General features: G+C 45.8%; 20 protein-coding genes. 17 read left to right on the top strand and 3 right to left on the bottom strand.

Features of this window, described 5'->3' with window-relative positions; all coding sequences use genetic code 11:
* Positions 1 to 8 precede the first annotated feature (8 nt).
* Genes frr through FD961_RS06645 form a run of 13 tightly spaced genes read left to right on the top strand, consistent with a single transcriptional unit; the run spans position 9 to position 12445 of the window.
* Entirely contained in the window at positions 9 to 569 is a 561-nt protein-coding gene (gene frr, locus FD961_RS06705) for a ribosome recycling factor (protein WP_071467760.1), read from the top strand.
* Positions 570 to 592: 23 nt separating this feature from the next.
* The gene (gene uppS / locus FD961_RS06700; RefSeq protein WP_215393190.1) at positions 593 to 1366 is read left to right on the top strand and encodes a polyprenyl diphosphate synthase; all 774 of its coding nucleotides are present in this window, start codon (positions 593 to 595) and stop codon (positions 1364 to 1366) included.
* Between the two features lie 19 nt (positions 1367 to 1385).
* Complete coding sequence (locus FD961_RS06695; protein WP_215393189.1) at positions 1386 to 2213, top strand: phosphatidate cytidylyltransferase; 828 nt, start codon at positions 1386 to 1388, stop codon at positions 2211 to 2213.
* The gene (gene ispC / locus FD961_RS06690) at positions 2213 to 3403 is read left to right on the top strand and encodes a 1-deoxy-D-xylulose-5-phosphate reductoisomerase (protein ID WP_215393188.1); all 1191 of its coding nucleotides are present in this window, start codon (positions 2213 to 2215) and stop codon (positions 3401 to 3403) included. Before FD961_RS06695 ends, ispC begins: the two co-directional genes overlap by 1 nt.
* Before the next feature lie 21 nt (positions 3404 to 3424).
* Positions 3425 to 4555 (top strand): RIP metalloprotease, encoded by a 1131-nt coding sequence (locus FD961_RS06685; RefSeq protein WP_215393187.1) that lies wholly within the window; start codon positions 3425 to 3427, stop codon positions 4553 to 4555.
* Between the two features lie 29 nt (positions 4556 to 4584).
* Entirely contained in the window at positions 4585 to 6900 is a 2316-nt protein-coding gene (gene bamA / locus FD961_RS06680) for an outer membrane protein assembly factor BamA (RefSeq protein WP_251371355.1), read from the top strand.
* A gap of 18 nt (positions 6901 to 6918) precedes the next feature.
* Entirely contained in the window at positions 6919 to 7446 is a 528-nt protein-coding gene (locus FD961_RS06675) for an OmpH family outer membrane protein (protein ID WP_215393186.1), read from the top strand.
* A gap of 2 nt (positions 7447 to 7448) precedes the next feature.
* A complete protein-coding gene (lpxD, locus tag FD961_RS06670) occupies positions 7449 to 8513 on the top strand; it encodes a UDP-3-O-(3-hydroxymyristoyl)glucosamine N-acyltransferase (protein ID WP_215393185.1) in 1065 nt (354 codons plus the stop codon).
* A 48-nt stretch (positions 8514 to 8561) separates the two neighbouring features.
* Positions 8562 to 9011 carry a 3-hydroxyacyl-ACP dehydratase FabZ gene (fabZ, locus tag FD961_RS06665; RefSeq protein ID WP_071465359.1) on the top strand — a complete coding sequence of 150 codons (450 nt, stop codon included), beginning with the start codon at positions 8562 to 8564 and terminating at the stop codon, positions 9009 to 9011.
* Positions 9011 to 9808, top strand: coding sequence for an acyl-ACP--UDP-N-acetylglucosamine O-acyltransferase (lpxA, locus tag FD961_RS06660; RefSeq protein WP_215393184.1), 798 nt, complete (start codon positions 9011 to 9013; stop codon positions 9806 to 9808). The genes fabZ and lpxA overlap by 1 nt, the downstream gene beginning before the upstream one ends.
* A gap of 7 nt (positions 9809 to 9815) precedes the next feature.
* Positions 9816 to 11027: a lipid-A-disaccharide synthase gene (lpxB, locus tag FD961_RS06655; protein WP_371817169.1), complete on the top strand. Its 1212-nt coding sequence runs from the start codon at positions 9816 to 9818 to the stop codon at positions 11025 to 11027.
* The gene (rnhB, locus tag FD961_RS06650; RefSeq protein WP_215393182.1) at positions 11024 to 11617 is read left to right on the top strand and encodes a ribonuclease HII; all 594 of its coding nucleotides are present in this window, start codon (positions 11024 to 11026) and stop codon (positions 11615 to 11617) included. The genes lpxB and rnhB overlap by 4 nt, the downstream gene beginning before the upstream one ends.
* A gap of 3 nt (positions 11618 to 11620) precedes the next feature.
* Positions 11621 to 12445 carry an RNA methyltransferase gene (locus FD961_RS06645; RefSeq protein WP_215393181.1) on the top strand — a complete coding sequence of 275 codons (825 nt, stop codon included), beginning with the start codon at positions 11621 to 11623 and terminating at the stop codon, positions 12443 to 12445.
* Between the two features lie 21 nt (positions 12446 to 12466).
* On the opposite strand, the gene FD961_RS06640 is transcribed toward FD961_RS06645, so the two are convergent.
* Positions 12467 to 13294 carry a pyruvate, water dikinase regulatory protein gene (locus FD961_RS06640; RefSeq protein ID WP_071467768.1) on the bottom strand — a complete coding sequence of 276 codons (828 nt, stop codon included), beginning with the start codon at positions 13292 to 13294 and terminating at the stop codon, positions 12467 to 12469.
* Positions 13295 to 13400: 106 nt separating this feature from the next.
* On the opposite strand from FD961_RS06640, the gene ppsA reads away from it, so the two are divergent.
* From ppsA to FD961_RS06620, 4 genes are all read left to right on the top strand, one after another.
* Positions 13401 to 15797, top strand: a complete 2397-nt coding sequence (gene ppsA / locus FD961_RS06635) for a phosphoenolpyruvate synthase (RefSeq protein ID WP_215393180.1) — start codon at positions 13401 to 13403, stop codon at positions 15795 to 15797.
* A 126-nt stretch (positions 15798 to 15923) separates the two neighbouring features.
* Positions 15924 to 17117: a CaiB/BaiF CoA-transferase family protein gene (locus FD961_RS06630; RefSeq protein ID WP_215393179.1), complete on the top strand. Its 1194-nt coding sequence runs from the start codon at positions 15924 to 15926 to the stop codon at positions 17115 to 17117.
* A 26-nt stretch (positions 17118 to 17143) separates the two neighbouring features.
* Entirely contained in the window at positions 17144 to 18070 is a 927-nt protein-coding gene (locus FD961_RS06625; protein ID WP_215393178.1) for a hydroxymethylglutaryl-CoA lyase, read from the top strand.
* 20 nt (positions 18071 to 18090) lie between these two features.
* Complete coding sequence (locus FD961_RS06620; protein ID WP_215393177.1) at positions 18091 to 18495, top strand: VOC family protein; 405 nt, start codon at positions 18091 to 18093, stop codon at positions 18493 to 18495.
* Here FD961_RS06620 and FD961_RS06615 read toward each other — a convergent pair.
* Together FD961_RS06615 and FD961_RS06610 are read right to left on the bottom strand one after the other, a co-directional pair.
* Positions 18492 to 19397: a proteasome-type protease gene (locus tag FD961_RS06615; protein ID WP_215393176.1), complete on the bottom strand. Its 906-nt coding sequence runs from the start codon at positions 19395 to 19397 to the stop codon at positions 18492 to 18494. The genes FD961_RS06620 and FD961_RS06615 overlap by 4 nt on opposite strands.
* 47 nt (positions 19398 to 19444) lie before the next feature.
* Positions 19445 to 20242 (bottom strand): transglutaminase family protein, encoded by a 798-nt coding sequence (locus tag FD961_RS06610; protein WP_215393175.1) that lies wholly within the window; start codon positions 20240 to 20242, stop codon positions 19445 to 19447.
* Positions 20243 to 20244: the final 2 nt, after the last annotated feature.

The following is a 20244-nucleotide window of genomic DNA, read 5'->3' as shown; positions in this document are numbered from 1 at the left end:
GAGGCATGATGTCTGCAGTAGAAATTAAAACCAATACCAACCAAAAGATGGAAAAGTCTCTCGAGGCTTTGAAAACCAACTTAGCAAAAATTCGTTCTGGCCGTGCTAACCCAGGAATCTTGGAGCATATTCAAGTCGACTATTACGGCAATCCAACCCCGTTGAGTCAAGTGGCTAGCTTGGGTCTTGCCGATGCTCGTACCATCAATGTTCAACCATTTGAAAAGACCATGGTTGCGGTAGTTGAGAAAGCAATTCGAGATTCTGACTTAGGTTTGAATCCCGCTTCACAGGGCACTGTGATTCGTGTGCCAATGCCTGCTTTGACTGAAGAGCGCCGTCGTGAGCTGACTAAAGTGGTCAAGAGCGAAGGCGAAGATACAAAGATCGCTGTGCGTAACTTGCGTCGCGATGCAAATGAGCACCTCAAACGCTTAACTAAAGACAAAGAAATTTCAGAGGATGAAGAGCGTCGTGCTACTGATGAGATTCAGAAGATGACCGATAAGGCAGTGGTTGATATTGACAAGATCATTGCTGAAAAAGAAAAAGAGATCATGACGGTTTAAGGCCGTAATGAGCTTTATTTTTTATGACCCAACACCTTAGCTCCACACAGGCGATACCAGAGGTCAATGCTATCCCTCGCCATGTGGCAATCATCATGGATGGTAATGGGCGTTGGGCTAGTAAGCGGATGATGCCCCGTGTGGCAGGTCATTCAGAAGGTTTGGGTGCGGTTCGTAAGATTGTTCAAGAATGCCGCAAGCTAGGCGTTGAGTACTTAACGGTATTTGCGTTTAGCTCAGAAAATTGGCGCCGCCCACCCGAAGAAGTGGGGTTTTTAATGAAGCTCTTTCTCAAATCGCTTAAGGGCGAGGTTTCGCGCCTTGCTGACAACGATATCGCATTGCGGCTGATCGGTGATCTGAGTCGATTTGATTCTGCTATTCAAGATATGGTGCGGTTTTCAGAAGAGAAGACTGCTGGATGTAAGGCGCTCACCTTCACGATTGCTGCAAATTATGGTGGTCGTTGGGATATCTTGCAGGCGATGCGCCATTGCCTGGAGGCCAACCCTAACTTAAAGCCTGAAGAAGTTGGCGAAGAGCTACTGCAGCCTCATCTTTCAATGGCATATGCTCCGGAGCCAGATTTATTTATTCGTACAGGTGGCGAACAACGCGTTAGTAATTTCTTGTTATGGCAACTGGCTTATACAGAGTTATATTTCACGGATGTTTTATGGCCCGACTTTGATGAGGCAGAGCTACATAAAGCCTTTGATTGGTTTAGTCAGCGCGAGCGGCGCTTCGGACGCACTAGTGCTCAGCTTGCTTCGCAAGCAATGAGTGACGCAGTTTAATCCTTAAATTCACTTTGACATGCTCAAAACCCGAGTAATTACTGCCCTTGTTCTATTGGCAGTTCTTTTGCCAATTTTATTTTTATTGCCACCTGTTTATGTGGGCGCATTCTTTTTGGTGGCTTTATTAGCTGCTGCTTGGGAGTGGAGTCGCCTATTGTTTCCTGAAGCATCTCGCGCTGCTTGGTTATATGCATTATTTTGTTTGTTAATCATTCTGCTTTTGCTGGGCATGCAGAACACCGCTTGGCAGTTCTCCCTGTTATTGCTAGCAGTTATTTTTTGGTTTTTTATCGCACCATTTCTTTTGGCAAGAGGTATGAATCTTTCTTTGCCTAAGTTACGTCCTTTTTATGTAGTGCTTGGATTAATTTTGTTGCCAGCAACTTGGTTTGCTTTGATATTTCTGCGTGAACTAGGTTTAGTGTTTCTTTTATCGACAATGGCCTTGGTATGGGTTGCAGATATTGGTGCTTATTTTGTTGGAAAGGCCTTTGGAAAGCGTAAGTTGGCAGTGCAAATCAGTCCTGGCAAATCCGTTGAGGGTGCGATTGGCGGTCTAGTTCTTTGTTATGTGTACGCCCTTGTGTGTGTAATTTGCTTGCCGTTTGAAGCCACCTTATTTGGGGCATGGGCTATTCGCTTTGGTTGGGTTCCAATGCTGCTGATGGTGACGGTACTCACCACATTCAGCATTTTTGGAGATCTCTTTGAATCTCAATTGAAGCGTTTAGCGGGGGTCAAAGACAGTAGCCATTTATTGCCAGGGCATGGTGGAGTATTAGATCGTGTGGACGCTTTGATTCCAGCAATGCCGATAGCGGCGCTCTTAGCAGGATTGGTGTGATGTCAGTGAAGCAGGTTGCCATTCTAGGTTCAACTGGGTCTATTGGTATCAATACACTCGACGTCATTCGCTCGCACCCAGATCGTTTTAATGTAGTCGCACTGACTGCCGCAAAACAAGTTGATTTGCTGGCTGAGCAATGTGATGAATTCAGGCCAGCTATTGCTGTAGTGGCAGATGCTGATGGCGCTCTCCGCTTAAGCAAGCTCTTACTTGAGAAAAAAATCCAGACTCAAGTACTGTATGGCCCAGATGCGCTTGTTACCGCGGTTACGAATTCGGATTGCGATACTGTGATGGCTGCTATTGTTGGAGCAGCAGGGTTAGTGCCGGCACTCGCCGCCGCCAATGTGGGCAAAAGAGTATTACTCGCAAACAAAGAGGCGCTAGTAATGTCTGGCAATTTGTTTATGCAGGCCATGAAGAGTGGTGGGGGCGAACTCCTGCCAATCGATAGCGAGCACAATGCTATCTTTCAATGTCTGCCCAATGATTTTACAAAGGCGCCACATGCGCATTTAGGCGTTGAAGAGTTATGGCTAACCGCATCTGGTGGCCCCTTCAGAAATACTCCCTTAGATCAATTGGCGAGCATTACGCCTGAACAAGCCTGCGCCCATCCTAACTGGGTAATGGGTAGAAAAATTTCCGTTGATTCTGCAACGATGATGAACAAGGGTCTTGAGGTAATCGAGGCTTTTTGGTTATTTGGTTTGCCACTTGAAAAAATTAAAGTATTGATTCATCCGCAAAGTGTTGTGCATTCGATGGTGCGCTATCGTGATGGCTCAGTTCTGGCGCAAATGGGTCAGCCTGATATGCGCACTCCAATTGCTTACGGTTTGGCTTGGCCAGAGAGAATAGAGGCAGGGGTTGCGCCTTTAAACTTGGCGCAACTTGCAAGCCTTAATTTTTCAGAGCCAGAGTTAGCTCGCTTCCCATGTCTCTCTTTAGCATTTGCTGCAGCTAAAGCGGGTGGTACAGCTCCAGCAGTACTTAACGCTGCCAATGAAGTAGCGGTAGCGGCTTTTTTGGATAGCGGACTTCCTTATTTGCAAATAGCATCCTTGGTTGAAAGGGTGTTGAATGCCATTCCCGTATCTAGCGCAGATTCTCTAGAGACTATTCTGTCTGTCGATACGCAGGCAAGAAAAGTTGCGCAGGATTTCATCGCAGCGCTATATAAGTAATTTAGATAAATAGGAATTTCTGTGCAAGCGCTCATTACACTCGCTGCATTTTTGGTAACCCTCGGTGCATTGGTTAGCTTTCATGAGTTTGGACATTTTGTTGCAGCTCGCGCTTGTGGGGTGCGAGTACTTCGCTTTGCGATCGGTTTTGGGAAGCCGCTATTGATTTATCGAGCGAAGAATAAAACGGAGTGGGTGCTTGCCTCCATTCCTTTGGGTGGTTATGTGAAGCTATTAGATGGTCGTGACCGTAGTCAGTTGATTGCGAGTAATGAGCAGTCTGAGTCCTTTGATCAAAAGCCACTTTGGCAGCGTTCTTTGATTGTGGCTGCTGGTCCATTAGCTAACTTCTTTTTGGCAATAGCTCTATTTTCGGTAATTTATATTTCCGGAGCTCCTCAGTTGCCAGCAGTCTTGCAAAATCCACAAGAGAGTTCTGTTGCTGCGAAATTGGGGGTGATTGAGGGAGAAAGGGTGCTTGGATGGCAAAGCCTGAATTCTGAGGGTGCCGTGCCCGCTTTTGGTGAATTTGAACCCATCCCCAGTTGGAATGCCCTGCGGTGGAATTTAATGGATGCTCTTAGTGGTGAGAATGGTTTTGCCTTGCAATTGCAGGATCCTGCCGGCAACCAAGTCATTAAGACCTTTAAAGCCCCTGATTTGCCACGGATTAGCCCTGATGGCGATCCCATGGGGCAATTGGGATTGCTGCCTAAGATGACCCCATTGGCTGATTGGCAGGAGCTCAAATTAGACCCTTTGAATGCCATCCGTTTTGCATCCCAAAGGGTGTGGCTAATTAGCAAGGTTTCTGTCAGGCTCATGCTGGGGATGCTTACTGGTCAAACCTCTATCAAACAGCTCGGAGGCCCATTGAGTATTGCTGATATGGCTGGCAAGTCAGCTCAGGTTGGTTGGCAGCCTTTTTTGGCATTTTTAGCATTGATTAGCATCAGCATTGGCCTTCTGAACTTGCTCCCTTTTCCTATGCTTGACGGGGGTCAGCTCCTGTATGATGCATGGGAGCTGGTGGCTGGTAAGCGGATTCCGATATCGATGCAGGAGCAGTTCCAAAAAGTGGGCTTCCTGTTGCTGATTTCTCTGTCTATGCTGGCCTTGTTTAACGATTTACAACGCTATTTTTCGCCTTGAATTTTCTGATCTCATTCCCTTCTGCTTTTATTCGCCTTGCAGCCCAGCTGCTGGTCATTATTGCCGTCAGCTTCGGTGTAAATGCACATGCTGCTGATTCATTTGCTGTCAAAGACATCCGGGTTGAAGGTTTACAGCGCGTAGAGCCAGGCACAGTATTTAGTTATTTATCAGTTCAAGTGGGTGATACGTTTACAGAAGAAAAAGGTGCAGAAGCGATTAAAGCGCTTTACAGCACTGGATTTTTTAGGGACGTGCAAATTCAAGCTCAGGGTGATGTTTTGATTGTGATTGTTGAGGAGCGCCCAACAATCTCCCGTATTGAATTTACGGGAATGAAAGAGTTTGATAATGAGATTGTTAGGAAATCTCTTAAAGCTGTTGGTGTAGCAGAGGCTCGTTTTTACGATAAGGCTCTAATTGATAAAGCAGAGCAAGAGCTGAAGCGCCAATATGTTGGTAAGGGCATGTTTGCTGCGGAGGTGGTAGCAACAGTTACCCCTGTGGAACGCAATCAAGTTGCTGTTTACTTCAACATCGACGAAGGTCCGGTTGCCAAAATCCAAGAAATTAACTTCATTGGAAATGAAGCATTTAGTGAAGGCACTCTAAAAGGTGAAATGCAGCTCAAAACCGGTGGTTGGTTATCTTGGTACAGTAAAGATAATCTTTATTCAAAACAAAAGCTCACTGCTGACTTGGAGACTATTCGTTCCTTCTACTTGAATCGCGGGTATTTAGAGTTTGTTATTGAGTCCACGCAAGTCTCGATTACGCCAGATAAAAAAGGAATTTATTTGACCATCAGCATTCGTGAGGGCAATAAATTTACCGTGAAGGATGTGCGCTTAGCAGGGGAGACTTTAGGTAAAGAGGCTGAGCTCAAGCAGCTTATCGTTTTAAAGCCTGGCGATACTTTTTCATCCGCCAAATTAACAGAGAGCACTAAGGCTATTGCGGAAGTCTTGGGTTCGTATGGTTACGCCTTTGCAACGATTAATCCTCAGCCTGATATTCGCCGTGATCTCTCTGAGGTTGATCTGACTCTGGTGATTGATCCAGGTCGTCGAATTTATGTTCGCAAGGTGGACATCTCCGGTAATGCAAAAACGCGTGATATGGTGATTCGCCGTGAAATGCGCCAGTTCGAAAGCTCGTGGTTTGATAGCGATAAGATCGACTTATCCAAAAAACGCTTGGGTAGGCTTGGTTATTTCACTGAAACCGATATCACTACAGAGGATGTCCCAGGCTCACCCGATCAGGTTGACGTCAACGTGAAGGTAACTGAAAAACCAACTGGTGCCGTAACTATTGGCGCAGGTTTTTCTTCAACAGAAAAGGTGATTTTGACTGCTGGTATTAACCAGGATAATGCGTTTGGTACTGGAACATCCGTAGGCTTGAATGCGTCTGTGGGCAAAATTAATCAGAATTTAACTCTGTCAAATTACGACCCTTATTTCACTGAGGATGGTATTAGTCGATATACCGATTTGTACTATCGCTCATCTAAGCCCTTGTATTACGTTGGCGATCCTGATTACCAAATTAAATCAGTAGGTTCAAATATTAAGTTTGGCGTCCCTTATACAGAAGTGGATCGTGTTTTCTTTGGAACAGGTATTGAGGCTTTCCAAATTCAGACTACTTCCAATACACCGATTCCGTATTTAAATTATGCGCAAAGTTATGGTATTGCTGCTCCTGGTTACCCAGCAACTTTGACTACCTACAACGTACCAATAACTGTAGGTTGGTCTCGCGATGGAAGGGATAGTGCTTTAATTCCATCGGATGGATCTTTGCAGCAATTGTCAGCCGAGGCAGGCACTCCGGTTGGAAATATGACTTTTTACCGGCTGTATGGCCAATATCAAAAGTATCACTCTTTCTCCAAAGGAAATATTCTTTCCTTCAATGGGGAGGTTGGTTACGGCGATGCTTATGGCAACAATCCCTTCCCGATTACCAAAAACTACTATGTTGGTGGTATCGGGTCGGTTCGCGGTTATTCCCCAGGATCATTGGGTCCTCAGTACTACAACACCAGCATTGGAGCTTGGCAACCTACGGGCGGACAGTCAAAGATTGTTACTAATGTGGAATATACAGTCCCAGTCCCAGGTTCGGGAGTTGATAAAACCTTGCGAGTATTCACCTTCGTGGATGGTGGTAATGCTTTTGGACAAAATATCAATCTAGTCCTTAAATATTCATACGGTTTAGGTTTATCATGGATATCACCACTAGGCCCTTTGAAATTTAGCTACGGTATACCGGTCAAGTCGCAACCAACGGATAATATTCAGCGCTTGCAGTTTCAGGTGGGTACAGCGTTTTAATTGTTTAAGGAAAGTATTATGAAGTTTTTGCAATCTTCAAAATTAATTCAATTTGGTATGGTAGCTGTTATTGCTGCCTGTGCAGCTCCACAAGCTTTTGCTCAAGATGCAGGAACGCGGGTTGCAGTAGTGAACTCAGAGAAAGTATTTAACGACTCAAACCTAGCCAAAGCGATGCAAACTCGCTTGCAAAATGAATTTACTAAGCGCCAAAATGATTTGCGCGATAGTGCTCAAAAAATCAAATCTGCAGCTGAGAAGCTGGATCGTGATGCTGCAGTCATGAACGAAGCTGAGCGTTCACGTCGTCAACGTGAGTTGGCGGATCAAGATCGCGAGCTCCAGCGTAAGCAGCGCGAATTTACCGAAGATCTTAATCAGCGCACTTTCGAAGAGCGTGCAAAGATCGCCGAAAAGGCAAACTTGGTTTTGCGCCAAATTGCAGAGCAAAGAAAATTAGATGTCATTGTTCAGGAAGCGGCATTTGTAAATCCAAAAGCTGATATTACTGATGATGTCATCAAGGCTTTAAATAGTCAGAAGTAAATATGCCTACCGCCATTGAGCTGGCCGAACAGTTTCAAGCAAGCTTGGTGGGGGAGGCCTCTGGTGTCTTTGTTGGCCTTGCGCCATTAGAGCAAGCCCAAGCCAATCAGATCTCCTTTCTTTCAAATCCGCTTTATCGACAGCAGGCTGGTGATAGTGGCGCCGGCGCCTTGATTGTAAACAAGGCAGATTTAGATTATTTGCAAGCAAACCCAAGTGTTAATTTTGCAAAGCGGGTTTACTTTGTCTCAAAAAATCCTTACGCTACTTTTGCTAGGATGGCGCAGCACTTCGCTAAACAAGTGGCGCCAAAATATGCGCCCGGTGTTCATCCTAGTGCCGCAATAGATCTGTCAGTAGTTATCCCGGCTTCATGTCACATTGGCCCCTTTGTACAAATCGCTGCCGGTGTAAAACTAGGTGAACGTGTTTGTATTTTAGGTAATACGACGATTTCCGAAAACTGCAGTATTGCTAGTGATGCACTTATCTATCCATCGGTATCTATTTATCATGGCACTCAGGTTGGTGAGCGTTGCATTATTCATAGTGGCGCAGTCATTGGAGCTGATGGTTTTGGATTCGCACCAGACTTTTCTGCTGCAGGTGGAGAGTGGATCAAGATTCCGCAAACAGGTAATGTGGTGATTGGGGATGACGTCGAGATTGGCGCATCAACCACAATTGATCGGGGCGCAATGAATGATACGGTCATTGGCGCCGGTAGCAAAATTGATAATCAAGTACAAATTGCGCATAACGTTATTGTGGGCAAGTGCTGTGTGATTGCTGGTTGTGCGGCAATTTCAGGTAGCACAAAAATCGGTAATTTCTGCATTATTGGCGGCGCAGCTAACTTTGCCGGCCATTTAAGCATTGCTGATAGAACTACAGTCTCGGGAAATACCTCGATTATTCGTTCCATTACGGAGCCGGGGCAGCATTTCACGGGAGTCTATCCGTCTATGCTTCATTCTGCCTGGGAAAAGAATGCGGCAATCCTTCGTGGTCTAGATAAAATACGTCAACGCTTGCGTTTATTGGATAAAAACAAAAACACCGAGTGATAGATCTCCCAACAACACAATTTATTATTTACTTTTAAGACGATGAATATGAGCAAACCTATCGCGATTGATATCAATAAGATATTGCAGTTATTACCACATCGCTACCCATTTTTGCTGGTAGATCGTGTCTTGGAAATCACTCCTCGTGAAACAATAACTGCTCTCAAGAATGTCACCATGAACGAACCGTTCTTTCAGGGGCACTTCCCAGATTTTCCGGTAATGCCAGGTGTTTTGATTATTGAAGCGCTAGCTCAGACCGCAGCATTACTGACCTTCTCTGAAGAGCGTGCTGAAGATGCTGTCTATTATTTTGCAGGCATTGATGGTGCGCGCTTTAAAAAGCCTGTATTGCCGGGCGATCAACTTATCATGACTGCTAAGCTGGAGCGTGAACGTGCAGGAATCTATAAGTTTGCAGTCCATGCAACTGTTGATGGTGAGCTTGCTGCTGAGGCAAATATTACTTGTGCGGTACGTTCGAAAGGCGCTTAATGACTCGGATTCATGCATCCGCTGTTGTAGACAGTCAAGCTGAGCTCGCTAGTGACGTTGAGGTAGGTCCTTATTCTGTCATTGGGCCCCATGTCAAAATTGGGGCAGGAACTAAGGTGGGTTCCCATACCGTGATTGAAGGTCATACAACTATCGGCAAAGATAATAATTTTGCACACTTTGCTGCAATTGGCGGGGCTCCACAGGATATGAAATATCGTGGTGAACCTACCCAATTAATTATTGGTGATCGCAATACTATTCGTGAGTTCACAACGATTCATACGGGCACATCTCAAGACGAAGGTATTACGCGTATTGGTAATGACAACTGGATCATGGCTTATGTTCACATAGCGCATGATTGCCAGGTCGGTAACCACACCATTTTTTCTAGCAATGCACAAATCGCGGGTCACGTACAAGTGGATGACTGGGCGATTATGGGCGGTATGTCAGGAGTCCATCAATTTGTCCGCATTGGTCAGCACGCCATGCTTGGCGGCGCCTCTGCTTTGGTTCAAGATATTCCACCATTTGTGATAGCTGCTGGTGATAAGGCCTCTCCTCACGGTATTAACGTCGAGGGGTTAAAGCGCCGCGGATTTTCAAGTGATACGATTTCGGCTCTGCGACAGGCATACAAAGTTCTCTACAAGGATGGCCTTAGCTTTGAAGAAGCTAAAGTAGAGATTCAGAAGATGGTTGGGGCAAATGCGGCAGACTCGGCTACTGCTGAAAGGCTTGCTCAGTTCCATGACTTTATTGCCGCCTCTACACGCGGCATTATTCGCTAACGATAGGATTACTTTGCCAAAGTTAGCTTGTGTGGCTGGCGAACCTTCTGGCGACTTACTTGCTGCGCCAGTCCTGAGTGCGCTAAATCAAATTCCAGAGATGTCTAGTTTAGAAGTCTATGGCATTGGTGGTTCGCGTATGCAAGCCCAAGGCATGCGCTCTGATTGGTCTATGGAAACATTGAGTGTCCGTGGTTACGTGGAAGCTATTAAACAGCTGCCTGCTATTTTGAAACTTCGCAAAGAGCTGATTCAAAATCTTCTCCACGAAGGTCGGCCTGATGTCTATCTTGGAATTGATGCGCCTGACTTTAATTTGGGGGTTGAGCTTGAGCTACGTAAGGCAGGCATTTCAACTTTGCATTTAGTATCGCCTTCTATATGGGCGTGGAGAGCAGGACGCATTAAGAAAATCTCTCAAGCAGTAGAGCGCATGCTTTGCATTTTCCCTTTTGAAACCGAGATCTATGACAAGGCTGGCGTCGCCTCAACTTATGTTGGTCACCCCTTAGCTAGTGAAATCCCGCTTGAGCCCAATACCCATCAAGCAAGAGAAAAATTAAGTCAGCACCTCAACATCCCTGGGACATCCCTAGATGGGCTGGTAATAGCTGTTCTGCCTGGAAGCCGTGGTTCTGAGATTGAGCTCATAGCCCCAGTCTTTTTTGAAACGATGCAACTGCTATCAGAAAGATTAAAAGGGCAGAAACTCCATTTTTTAATTCCGGTAGCAACACCACGATTACGTGAGCCGCTTGAACAGCTTGCACTCAATACAAAGAATAGGAATCCAGATATTCAGATTCATTTACTAGATGGCATGGCAGATGAAGTGCTGGAGGCATCCGATGTAGTGTTGATCGCTAGCGGCACGGCCACTCTACAGGCGGCTTTATGGAAAAAGCCTATGGTGATTTCTTATAAGGTGCCTTGGTTGACTGCGCAGATCATGAAGCGCCAGGGTTACTTGCCCTATGTAGGTTTGCCAAATATTCTCTGCGGTGAGTTTGTTGTTCCTGAACTTCTACAAAATGATGCGACTCCTGAGAAGCTAGCCAATGCCCTGCAAGAATGGCTTGAGCATCCAATTAAAGTTGTCACACTCAAAGAGCGATTCGCACAAATGCATGAAACATTGCGTCGTCCTACTGGCTTATTGGTTGCCCAGGCAGTTGCTCAAACGATTGCCAATCAACGCAAGAATAAAGTTAGCGTATGAGCCTCATTTGGATCTGTGGTGTAGATGAAGCAGGGCGCGGCCCGTTGGTTGGTGCCGTGGTCGCTGGTGCCGTAGTGCTCGATCCCAATAATCCCATAGAAGGTCTCAAGGATTCTAAGAAGCTCACACCTGCAAAGCGCGAGTTTTTGTATGAACAAATTATGGAAAAGGCAAAAGCCTGGGGAGTGGGTGAAGCCAGCCCAACAGAGATTGATCAGGTCAATATCTTGCAAGCCACGATGCTGGCAATGCGCAGGGCAATTGAAGATCTCACTACTCGCTTAGGCAATTGGCCAGATAAAGCATTAATTGACGGCAATCGCTGCCCAGAGCTACCAATCGCCGCAGAAGCAATAGTGAAGGGCGACTCTAAAGAGCCTGCAATTTCAGCGGCATCAATCATTGCTAAAGTCACACGTGATCGCCAGATGCAGCTTTTGCATGAGCGTTATCCTGAGTATGGCTTTGCCCAACATATGGGTTACCCAACAGAAGCCCATTTTGCAGCCCTTAAACAATATGGGGCATGCGATCAACATAGAAGAAGTTTTTCACCGGTACGAAAAGTGCTAGAAAACCAAAACTACTAAGCCATGAACTTTGATCTCATCACCTCCAAAGAGAATCCTCTATTTAAAGAGATTCGCCTATTGCAGGCCACTGGCTCAAAGGGGCAGAAAGCAAGGCTGGCTGGTGGGCATGCATTGCTTGAGGGCATTCATCTAATTCAAACTTGGGTAGGCGACCCAGGTTTAAAGACCTTGCTCACTTCAGAGATCGGTTTGAAGAATGCAGAAATCGCTGAGGCGGTGTATTCACATATCGAGATCTGTCCAGAGGCAAGGGTATTTCAATTAGATAGTTCACTCTGGGACTTGCTGAGTGATCTAGTGAATGCACCCCATATTGCTGGTTTACTAGATCTTCCTCAATCTTGCCTTACTCCACCACAATCAATTTCTACATTGGCTGGTGACGTGGTGATCCTAGACCGTATTCAGGATGCGGGTAATGTCGGTTCGATATTGCGCACAGCAGCCGCAGCAGGCTTTACTCAGGTATTGGCTTTGTCTGGGTGCGCCCATCTATGGTCAAGCAAAGTATTGCGGGCTGGTATGGGTGCTCACCGCTTACTCAATCTATATGAGGGCTGGTCAAATCAGCAAGTACTTAGTGCCATTACCGCGCCCCTTCTGGCTACTACTGCTGATGCAGAGTCAGATCTATTTTCTTTAAAGAAAGAACTGCTTCACCCAGTGGCTTGGGTGATGGGTAGTGAAGGACAGGGTGTATCGGAAGATCTCTTGGCTCAAGCAAAAGGAGTTTCGATCCCGATTGATCCAAGGGTTGAATCTCTCAATGTTTCTACAGCAGCAGCAGTTTGTTTATTTGAAACAGTGCGCGTCAGACGCAATTGATGCAGAGCAGGACGCTCTTTGCTAACCCAAAATAGTTTTATCTGACTTAATTGCTTGCAAAACGGTTGTCGCAATTTCTTCAATGGATTTGCTGGTAGTGAGAACCCAAGGGATAGATTGCTTTTTCATCATCGCCGTTGCCTCATTAATTTCATAGCGACAGTTTTCAAGCTTTGCATAATTACTTCCTGGGCGGCGCTCATTACGAATTTCAGACAAGCGCTCAGCATCAATCATCAAACCAAAGATTTTTTGGCGATAGGGCACTAGGTCTTTAGGAAGCTGTCCTCGCTCAAAATCTTCGGGAATGAGTGGATAGTTAGCCGCCTTCAAGCCATATTGCATTGCCAAGTAAAGGCTAGTCGGCGTTTTACCAACCCGAGATATGCCCACCAAGATGACATCTGCCTCAGCTAAGTTTTGATTCGACTGCCCATCATCGTGAGCTAGCGAATAGTTAATGGCCTCGATTCGGTTTTTGTAGGCCTCGGTATCTGCGTTGTGGTGAAGGCGGTTCATGGCATGGGTGGATTTCATGCCCAGGGCAGCCTCTAAGGGGGCCACGAAAGTCTGAAACATATCCAAAATTAAGCCATTGGCTTTGGCCACAATGGCATTAAGCTCTGAATTCACCAAAGTAGTGAAAACAATGGGCTGAACACCATATTTGCTGGCCGCCTGATTGATGCTGCTGACCGCATCATGAGCCTTGTCTACGCTATCTACAAAAGGAACGCGGATGTGCTTAAAAGTGGCCTCAAATTGGGCCAAAATTGACTGGCTAAAGTTCTCGGCAGTGATGCCGGTGCCGTCAGAGACGATGAAAACAATGCGGGATTCGTTAGACATCAATTTGGCCTAAAAGTGGGGGTCAGCACTACAATAGAATGATATTAAAGTATGCCCCATTTTAGGTGGCCGCTAGACCAGTTTCCTTATCTTTTGAGAGTATTTTATGTCCAACCAACAGCAACAAAATAGTAGTGTGGCAGATGCCTATGTTTTGCCTTTTGAGCAACTCCGAATGACTGACGTTGAGTCAGTCGGTGGTAAGAATGCTTCCTTGGGTGAGATGATTTCTCAGTTAGCCTCAACCGGTGTTCGTGTACCAACTGGTTTTGCAACAACTGCACTCGCCTTCCGTGACTTTCTAAAACATAACAATCTGACCGAGCGCATTCAGCAGCGTTTAGAAGGTCTCAATATTGACGATGTACGTGCTTTAGCTCAGGCAGGCGCAGAGATTCGTCAATGGATTGAAACTGCTCCTTTTCAACCTAAGCTTGACGAAGAGATTCGTAAGGCATTTGCAACACTTGATGATTCTGGTAACGGATCTTTTGCTGTACGTTCTTCTGCTACTGCGGAAGACTTGCCAGACGCTTCTTTTGCTGGCCAGCAAGAAACTTTCTTGAACGTGGAGGGTATCGATGATGTCCTCAAGAAGATTCGCGAAGTATTTGCCTCCTTATATAACGACCGCGCCATCTCCTACCGTGTTCACAAGGGCTTTGCTCATGCTGAAGTAGCCTTATCTGCCGGTATTCAGCGTATGGTGCGCTCAGACCTTGGTGCTGCTGGTGTAATGTTTACTTTGGATACCGAGTCAGGTTTTGAAGATGTCGTATTTATTACCTCTAGCTATGGCCTTGGCGAAACAGTAGTCCAGGGTGCAGTGAATCCAGACGAGTTTTATGTGTTTAAGACTACTTTAGCTCAAGGTAAAAAAGCCATTATTCGTCGTGCACTGGGCTCTAAACTCATTCAGATGCAATTTGCACCAAAGGGCTCTGCTGAGAAAGTACAAACAGTCGATGTCACGCCAGAAAAACGTAATCGTTTTTCTTTAGAGGATGCTGATATTACAGAATTGGCCAAGTACGCTGTCATTATTGAAAAGCACTACGGTCGTCCAATGGACATTGAGTGGGGTAAAGATGGTCAAGATGGCCGCATCTACATTCTGCAAGCCCGCCCTGAGACTGTGAAGAGTCAGGCGGCCGGTCAAGTTGAGATGCGTTACAAACTCAAGGGTAGCTCTAAGGTGTTGGCTAAGGGTCGTGCAATTGGTCAAAAAATTGGTGCTGGTCCTGTCCGCATTATTCGTGATCCGAGCGAAATGGACCGTGTTCAACCTGGGGATGTATTAGTTGCTGATATGACTGATCCAAACTGGGAGCCGGTGATGAAGCGTGCTTCTGCGATTGTGACCAATCGTGGTGGGCGGACTTGCCATGCAGCCATTATTGCTCGTGAATTGGGTGTTCCTGCGGTAGTGGGTTGCGGAGATGCCACTGAGCATCTGCAAGATGGCATGGTAGTTACTGTGTCCTGTGCAGAGGGTGATGAAGGTCATATCTATGATGGCCTGATCGAAACTGAGGTAACTGAAGTTTCTCGTGGTGTATTGCCAGAGATCCCAGTGAAGATCACCATGAATATTGGTAATCCTCAGCTGGCATTTGATTTCTGCCAAATTCCAAATGCAGGGGTTGGTTTAGCTCGCCTTGAGTTCATCATCAATAACTATATTGGTGTGCACCCACGCGCAGTCTTGGAATACCCAAATATTGACCCCGATCTTAAGCGCGCCGTAGAGAGTGTTGCTCGTGGCTATGCAAGCCCACGTCAATTCTATGAAGATAAGCTGGTTGAAGGTGTTGCAACTATCGCAGCAGCTTTCTATCCAAAACCAGTCATCGTTCGCCTCTCTGACTTTAAGTCCAATGAGTATAAGAAGTTAATTGGTGGTTCACGTTACGAGCCCGATGAAGAAAATCCAATGCTTGGTTTCCGTGGCGCATCACGCTATGTATCTGAAGACTTTGGCGAGGCCTTTGCTCTTGAGTGCGCAGCAATGAAGCGTGTACGTGAAGATATGGGCTTGGACAATGTGGAGATCATGGTTCCATTTGTTCGCACCATTAAACAAGCTGAACGCGTCATTAATATGATGGAGAAATTAGGTCTCAAGCGGGGCGTCAATGGTTTGCGTCTCATCATGATGTGCGAGATTCCATCAAATGCAATTCTTGCCGATCAATTCCTAGAATACTTTGACGGTTTCTCAATCGGTTCAAACGATATGACCCAGCTCACTTTGGGGCTAGATCGCGATTCTGGTATGGAGTTGTTAGCGATTGATTTCGATGAACGTGACCCAGCGGTGGAGTTCATGATTGCCCGTTCAATCGAGGCTTGCCGTAAGCAAAATAAATACGTCGGCATTTGTGGTCAAGGCCCCTCAGATCATCCTGATTTTGCCCGTTGGTTGGTGGAGAAGGGCATTACCTCTATCTCACTCAATCCAGACAGCGTGGTAGAGACCTGGGAGATGCTGGGTAAAAAGTAATCACTAGAGGTTTGAAATCCCAAATAGGGCGCACTAATATGCGCCCTATTTTTTGTCGGCGCCATGTGAGATGATTGCAAAAAAGCGTAAATTAACAATATTTCGTAAGTGTTTGAAGGAATCTTTATGGAGCCATTATCTGGGTTGAAAGTTATTGAAATGGGGCAGTTAATTGCTGGTCCATTTGCTGCAAAAACATTGGCTGATTTTGGAGCGGATGTTGTCAAGATTGAGCCCCCTAAAGTTGGTGACGCTCTTCGTAAATGGCGTTTACTAAAAGACGGTACTTCCATTTGGTGGCAAGTTCAATCTCGCAACAAGCGATCTCTCTCCTTGGACCTGCGACAAGTCGAAGCTCAAGAAATTATGAGAACTCTGGCTAGTGAAGCCGACATCCTAATTGAAAATTTTCGCCCAGGTACTTTAGAGGGTTGGGGACTTGATCCTAATGAGCTGTTAAAAATCAATCCACGTTTAATTGTTTTAAGAATTAGTGGGTATGGACAAACTGGTCCCTATCGAGATAAGCCAGGTTTTGGTGTGGTTGCTGAAGCGATGGGAGGTTTGCGTCACCTTACAGCTGAGCCAGGGAGAGTTCCAGTGCGAGTAGGCATCAGCATTGGGGATACCCTTGCCTCTTTGCATGGCGTCATTGGAATTTTATTGGCATTACAAGAGCGTCATCAGAGCGGTAAGGGTCAAGTGATTGATGTTGCTTTATATGAGGCAGTCTTTAATTGCATGGAAAGTCTACTGCCAGAGTACAGTGCATTTGGAGAGATAAGACAGGCAGCTGGAAGTGCCTTGCCAGGGATTGCGCCAACAAATGCCTATCTTTGCGCAGATGGTGGCTATGTATTAGTGGCTGGTAATGGTGATAGCATCTTCAAGCGCCTGATGAAATTAATTTGTAGAGATGATTTGGGTGCTGATCCAGAGTTAGAAAATAATGATGGAAGAGTCAAGCGTGTAGTTGAGCTTGATCAAGCAATCGGTCAGTGGGCCAATCGTCTAAGCACAGATGAGGCCTTGGAGGCATTAGATTCTGCAGCTGTTCCTGCTGGCAGAATATATACCGTGGCCGATATCGCCAAAGATCCTCATTACAAAGCCCGAGGAAATATCGAAACTATTCAAATGGCGGACGGTAGTAAGGTAGACGTTCCTGGTGTATTTCCAAAGCTATCCCGAACACCTGGCTCCATCAAGACATTAGCACCCGATATCGGCCAAAATACGGAAGAGATATTACGCAGTATTGGACTAAATGATACGCAGGTTGCCTCTCTCAAAGAGCGCGGCATTGCTTTTACTAAATAAACAAATCAGTTAACAAAGATCCAATAATGACCAGAATTTATTTCAATGATGTAGTGACTAGAGATGGCTTTCAGATTGAGCCGAACTTTATTCCCACCGAAGATAAGATTCGTCTTATTAACGAACTGAGCCTATGTGGTTTTGCCAAGATTGAAGTGACATCATTCACATCTCCTAAAGCGATTCCGATGCTGAGGGATGCAGAAGAGGTGATGGGTAAGATCAAGCGACTGCCAGGAGTTGAATATACCGTTTTGGTTCCGAATTTAAGAGGTGCTGAACGTGCCCTAGAGTCACGCGCCGATGAGTTTAATTTAGTGATGTCTACTTCTGAGATGCATAACCTAGCAAACCTTCGCATGACGCGAGAAAAAAGTTTCGCTGGATTGGCTGAGGTCATTCAATATGTTGACGGCAGAACACCTATCAATGTTTCTTTATCCACTGCTTTTGGCTGTCCTATGGAGGGTGAGGTACCTCAAGAGGTGGTTGAAGGGTTTGTTAAGCGATTTTCGGATTTGGGTGTGCGTGGCTTAACCATTTGCGATACCACTGGCATGGCAAATCCTGCTCAAGTGACCAATATGTCAGAGTCCCTGCAACGCTTATTTCCTAAGCTTCAGCTAACAATGCATTTTCACAATACAAGAGGTATGGGGTTGGCTAATGTGCTGGCCGCAGTTCAAGCTGGGATCATTCGATTTGATGGATCACTAGGAGGATTAGGGGGCTGCCCATATGCGCCAGGAGCAAGCGGGAATATTTCTACTGAAGATGCCATTCATATGCTTGATGCAATGGGTTATGACACGGGCATCGATATTTCAAGGCTACTGGTTTTGGCGCGCGAGTTGCCGGCTATTGTTGGACATGCAGTGCCAGGTCAGGTTGCCAAAGCAGGTCGCACTTGCGATTTGCATCCAGCGCCCGATTTTATTTCTGACTTGCGTTAATGAGCATATTGGGGGGGTAAATGATTCATCGCTTAGACCATTTGGTACTGACAACTGCAAATGAAGCTGCTTGTGTTGACTTTTATACCCGAGTCTTAGGGATGTCCTTGGAGTCTTTTATAGGTGGGACACCGCCAGTTGAGCGCAAGGCATTCATGTTTGGTAATCAGAAAATCAATTTGCATATTCAGGGTAAAGAATTTGAGCCCAAAGCAAATATCCCCACTCCAGGATCATTGGATCTCTGCTTTATTGCAGATTGCCCCTTAACTGAAGTCATCAGCAGACTAGAGGGGGCGGATTGGCCCATTATTGAGGGGCCAGTGATTCGAACTGGCGCTACTGCAAAAATAAACTCTGTATACGTACGAGATCCTGATCTCAATTTAATTGAGATCAGTGAGATTTATAAGGCGCAAGACTAAACTTTCTTTGCAGTCTTTTTACTAGCGCTAGGTCTTGCTTTCGTGCTTCCAGTTGATTTGACTTTAGAGGCAGTTTTAGCAGATGGCTTGGCGACTCTTGACCTTGGAGGTTGGTGATGAATGGGTACTGGCCCCATCTTCTTGGCTGGCGCAGAGATTGCGCTGGATTTATGCGCGCCACTCCAGCTAGGTTCAGCAATCGAATTAAAGGCTGAGCGTAATTTTTCACCCCACAGTTGATGAATCATTTGAAAGTATGGATTGGATTCATCTAGCGTTACTAGCTTATCCGCCTTGAGAGAATTCTTTTCATAAACCAATAAATCGAGCGGTAATCCTACGGAGATATTACTGTTTAGCGTAGAGTCCATAGAGATCAATGCGCACTTAGTAGCCAGATTGAGTGGAGTAGAAAAGTTGAGAACGCGATCTAAGATCGGTTTTCCATACTTAGATTCACCAATTTGGAAATAGCAGGTCTCTGGAGTCGCCTCAATAAAATTACCGGCAGAGTAGATATTGAATAGGCGAGGTCTCTCACCTTTGATCTGTCCGCCAAAAATCAGATTACAGTTGAAATCAATTCCCGCCTTTTCAAGGGCTTCATGGTCACGTTCATAGACTTGCTTGATTGCATCCCCAACAACGACTGCGGCATCGTGAGCATTATCAACCGTCCATAGATTGCTACCATTGAGAAGCTGACTCTGCAGAAGGATTTCTTTAACGGCTTGGGTAATGGCGAGATTGCCAGCACTCATCAAAGTAAAGAAACGATCTCCGTTCTTTTGGAACAAAGTCATTTTTCGGAAGGTGCCGATTTGGTCTACGCCTGCATTAGTGCGGGTATCCGATAGAAAAACAAGACCATCCTTTAGGCACAGCCCTACGCAATACGTCATACCCTACCTCTTTAAATAATTTTTTAGAATTATCGCTGAATTCAGGTTCAGGGTAATCGTTGGATGGAGATTGTGGCGCTAAGCTCTTCGCCACCACCTCCAGACCGGACCCCTTTAACTGGGGCGGCGGAATAATAATCTCTTCCAATAGCTAAACGAATGTGACGTGAATCAGTCAAGCAGGCGTGGGTGATATCAACGCTCGTCCAGATTCCTTTATCTATATCGCTACAAAAGTCGATCCAAGCATGGCTGGCAAGATTTGGAGACTCTTCTGCAAAGAAATAGCCGCTGACATAGCGGGCGGGGATGCCAGAGGCCCGACAGAGTCCGAGCATGATGTGCGCATGATCTTGGCAAACGCCTAATTTCATGGCAAAAGATTGGGCAGCAGTTGTAGCAAAGTTGGTCTCGCCTGGAGAGTATTGAATCAGACCCTGAATAGCCTCTGCGAGTTTAACTATTTGATCAACCGAGTTTTTATTGGGAAGGGCGTATGAGAAATATTCCAGCATTTCTTCAGTAGGCTCAGTCAGATTAGTTTGCTGCAAAAGGTAATACGGTGAAACTGACTTGGCATCATCAATGAACTCGAATGCATCTTGAGTATGAATCTCACCCTCAGCCTCAATCATCATGGATGTGTATGGGCTTTCTTGTACGAAGACGCTACAGGCATTACCAAACGTATCAATTGAGTTGGATGCTTTAATGGGTGTGCTAATTTTCCATTTATCCACTTGCTGTCCAGCGACTGAGGGTGGCGTAAGACGTAACTCCTGAATGGAGTAACGTACTGGCGTTTCATAGCGGTATTCAGTACGGTGACGAATCTTTAAGTGCATAT

This window comes from Polynucleobacter sp. TSB-Sco08W16 (assembly GCF_018687455.1).
Taxonomy (GTDB): Bacteria; Pseudomonadota; Gammaproteobacteria; order Burkholderiales; family Burkholderiaceae; genus Polynucleobacter.
The sequence above is the reverse complement of the archived record's forward strand: the minus strand, read 5'-3'. Positions and strand labels throughout refer to the sequence as shown.

Coding starts and splice junctions, on each gene's coding strand:
- FD961_RS06610 (WP_215393175.1), bottom strand. CDS start 20,242: ATGCACTTAAAGATTCGTCACCGTACTGAATACCGCTATGAAACGCCA.
- lpxA (WP_215393184.1), top strand. CDS start 9,011: ATGACTCGGATTCATGCATCCGCTGTTGTAGACAGTCAAGCTGAGCTC.
- fabZ (WP_071465359.1), top strand. CDS start 8,562: ATGAGCAAACCTATCGCGATTGATATCAATAAGATATTGCAGTTATTA.
- rnhB (WP_215393182.1), top strand. CDS start 11,024: ATGAGCCTCATTTGGATCTGTGGTGTAGATGAAGCAGGGCGCGGCCCG.
- FD961_RS06615 (WP_215393176.1), bottom strand. CDS start 19,397: ATGACGTATTGCGTAGGGCTGTGCCTAAAGGATGGTCTTGTTTTTCTA.
- ppsA (WP_215393180.1), top strand. CDS start 13,401: ATGTCCAACCAACAGCAACAAAATAGTAGTGTGGCAGATGCCTATGTT.
- FD961_RS06675 (WP_215393186.1), top strand. CDS start 6,919: ATGAAGTTTTTGCAATCTTCAAAATTAATTCAATTTGGTATGGTAGCT.
- uppS (WP_215393190.1), top strand. CDS start 593: ATGACCCAACACCTTAGCTCCACACAGGCGATACCAGAGGTCAATGCT.
- FD961_RS06630 (WP_215393179.1), top strand. CDS start 15,924: ATGGAGCCATTATCTGGGTTGAAAGTTATTGAAATGGGGCAGTTAATT.
- lpxD (WP_215393185.1), top strand. CDS start 7,449: ATGCCTACCGCCATTGAGCTGGCCGAACAGTTTCAAGCAAGCTTGGTG.
- FD961_RS06640 (WP_071467768.1), bottom strand. CDS start 13,294: ATGTCTAACGAATCCCGCATTGTTTTCATCGTCTCTGACGGCACCGGC.
- frr (WP_071467760.1), top strand. CDS start 9: ATGTCTGCAGTAGAAATTAAAACCAATACCAACCAAAAGATGGAAAAG.
- ispC (WP_215393188.1), top strand. CDS start 2,213: ATGTCAGTGAAGCAGGTTGCCATTCTAGGTTCAACTGGGTCTATTGGT.
- FD961_RS06695 (WP_215393189.1), top strand. CDS start 1,386: ATGCTCAAAACCCGAGTAATTACTGCCCTTGTTCTATTGGCAGTTCTT.
- FD961_RS06620 (WP_215393177.1), top strand. CDS start 18,091: ATGATTCATCGCTTAGACCATTTGGTACTGACAACTGCAAATGAAGCT.
- FD961_RS06645 (WP_215393181.1), top strand. CDS start 11,621: ATGAACTTTGATCTCATCACCTCCAAAGAGAATCCTCTATTTAAAGAG.
- FD961_RS06625 (WP_215393178.1), top strand. CDS start 17,144: ATGACCAGAATTTATTTCAATGATGTAGTGACTAGAGATGGCTTTCAG.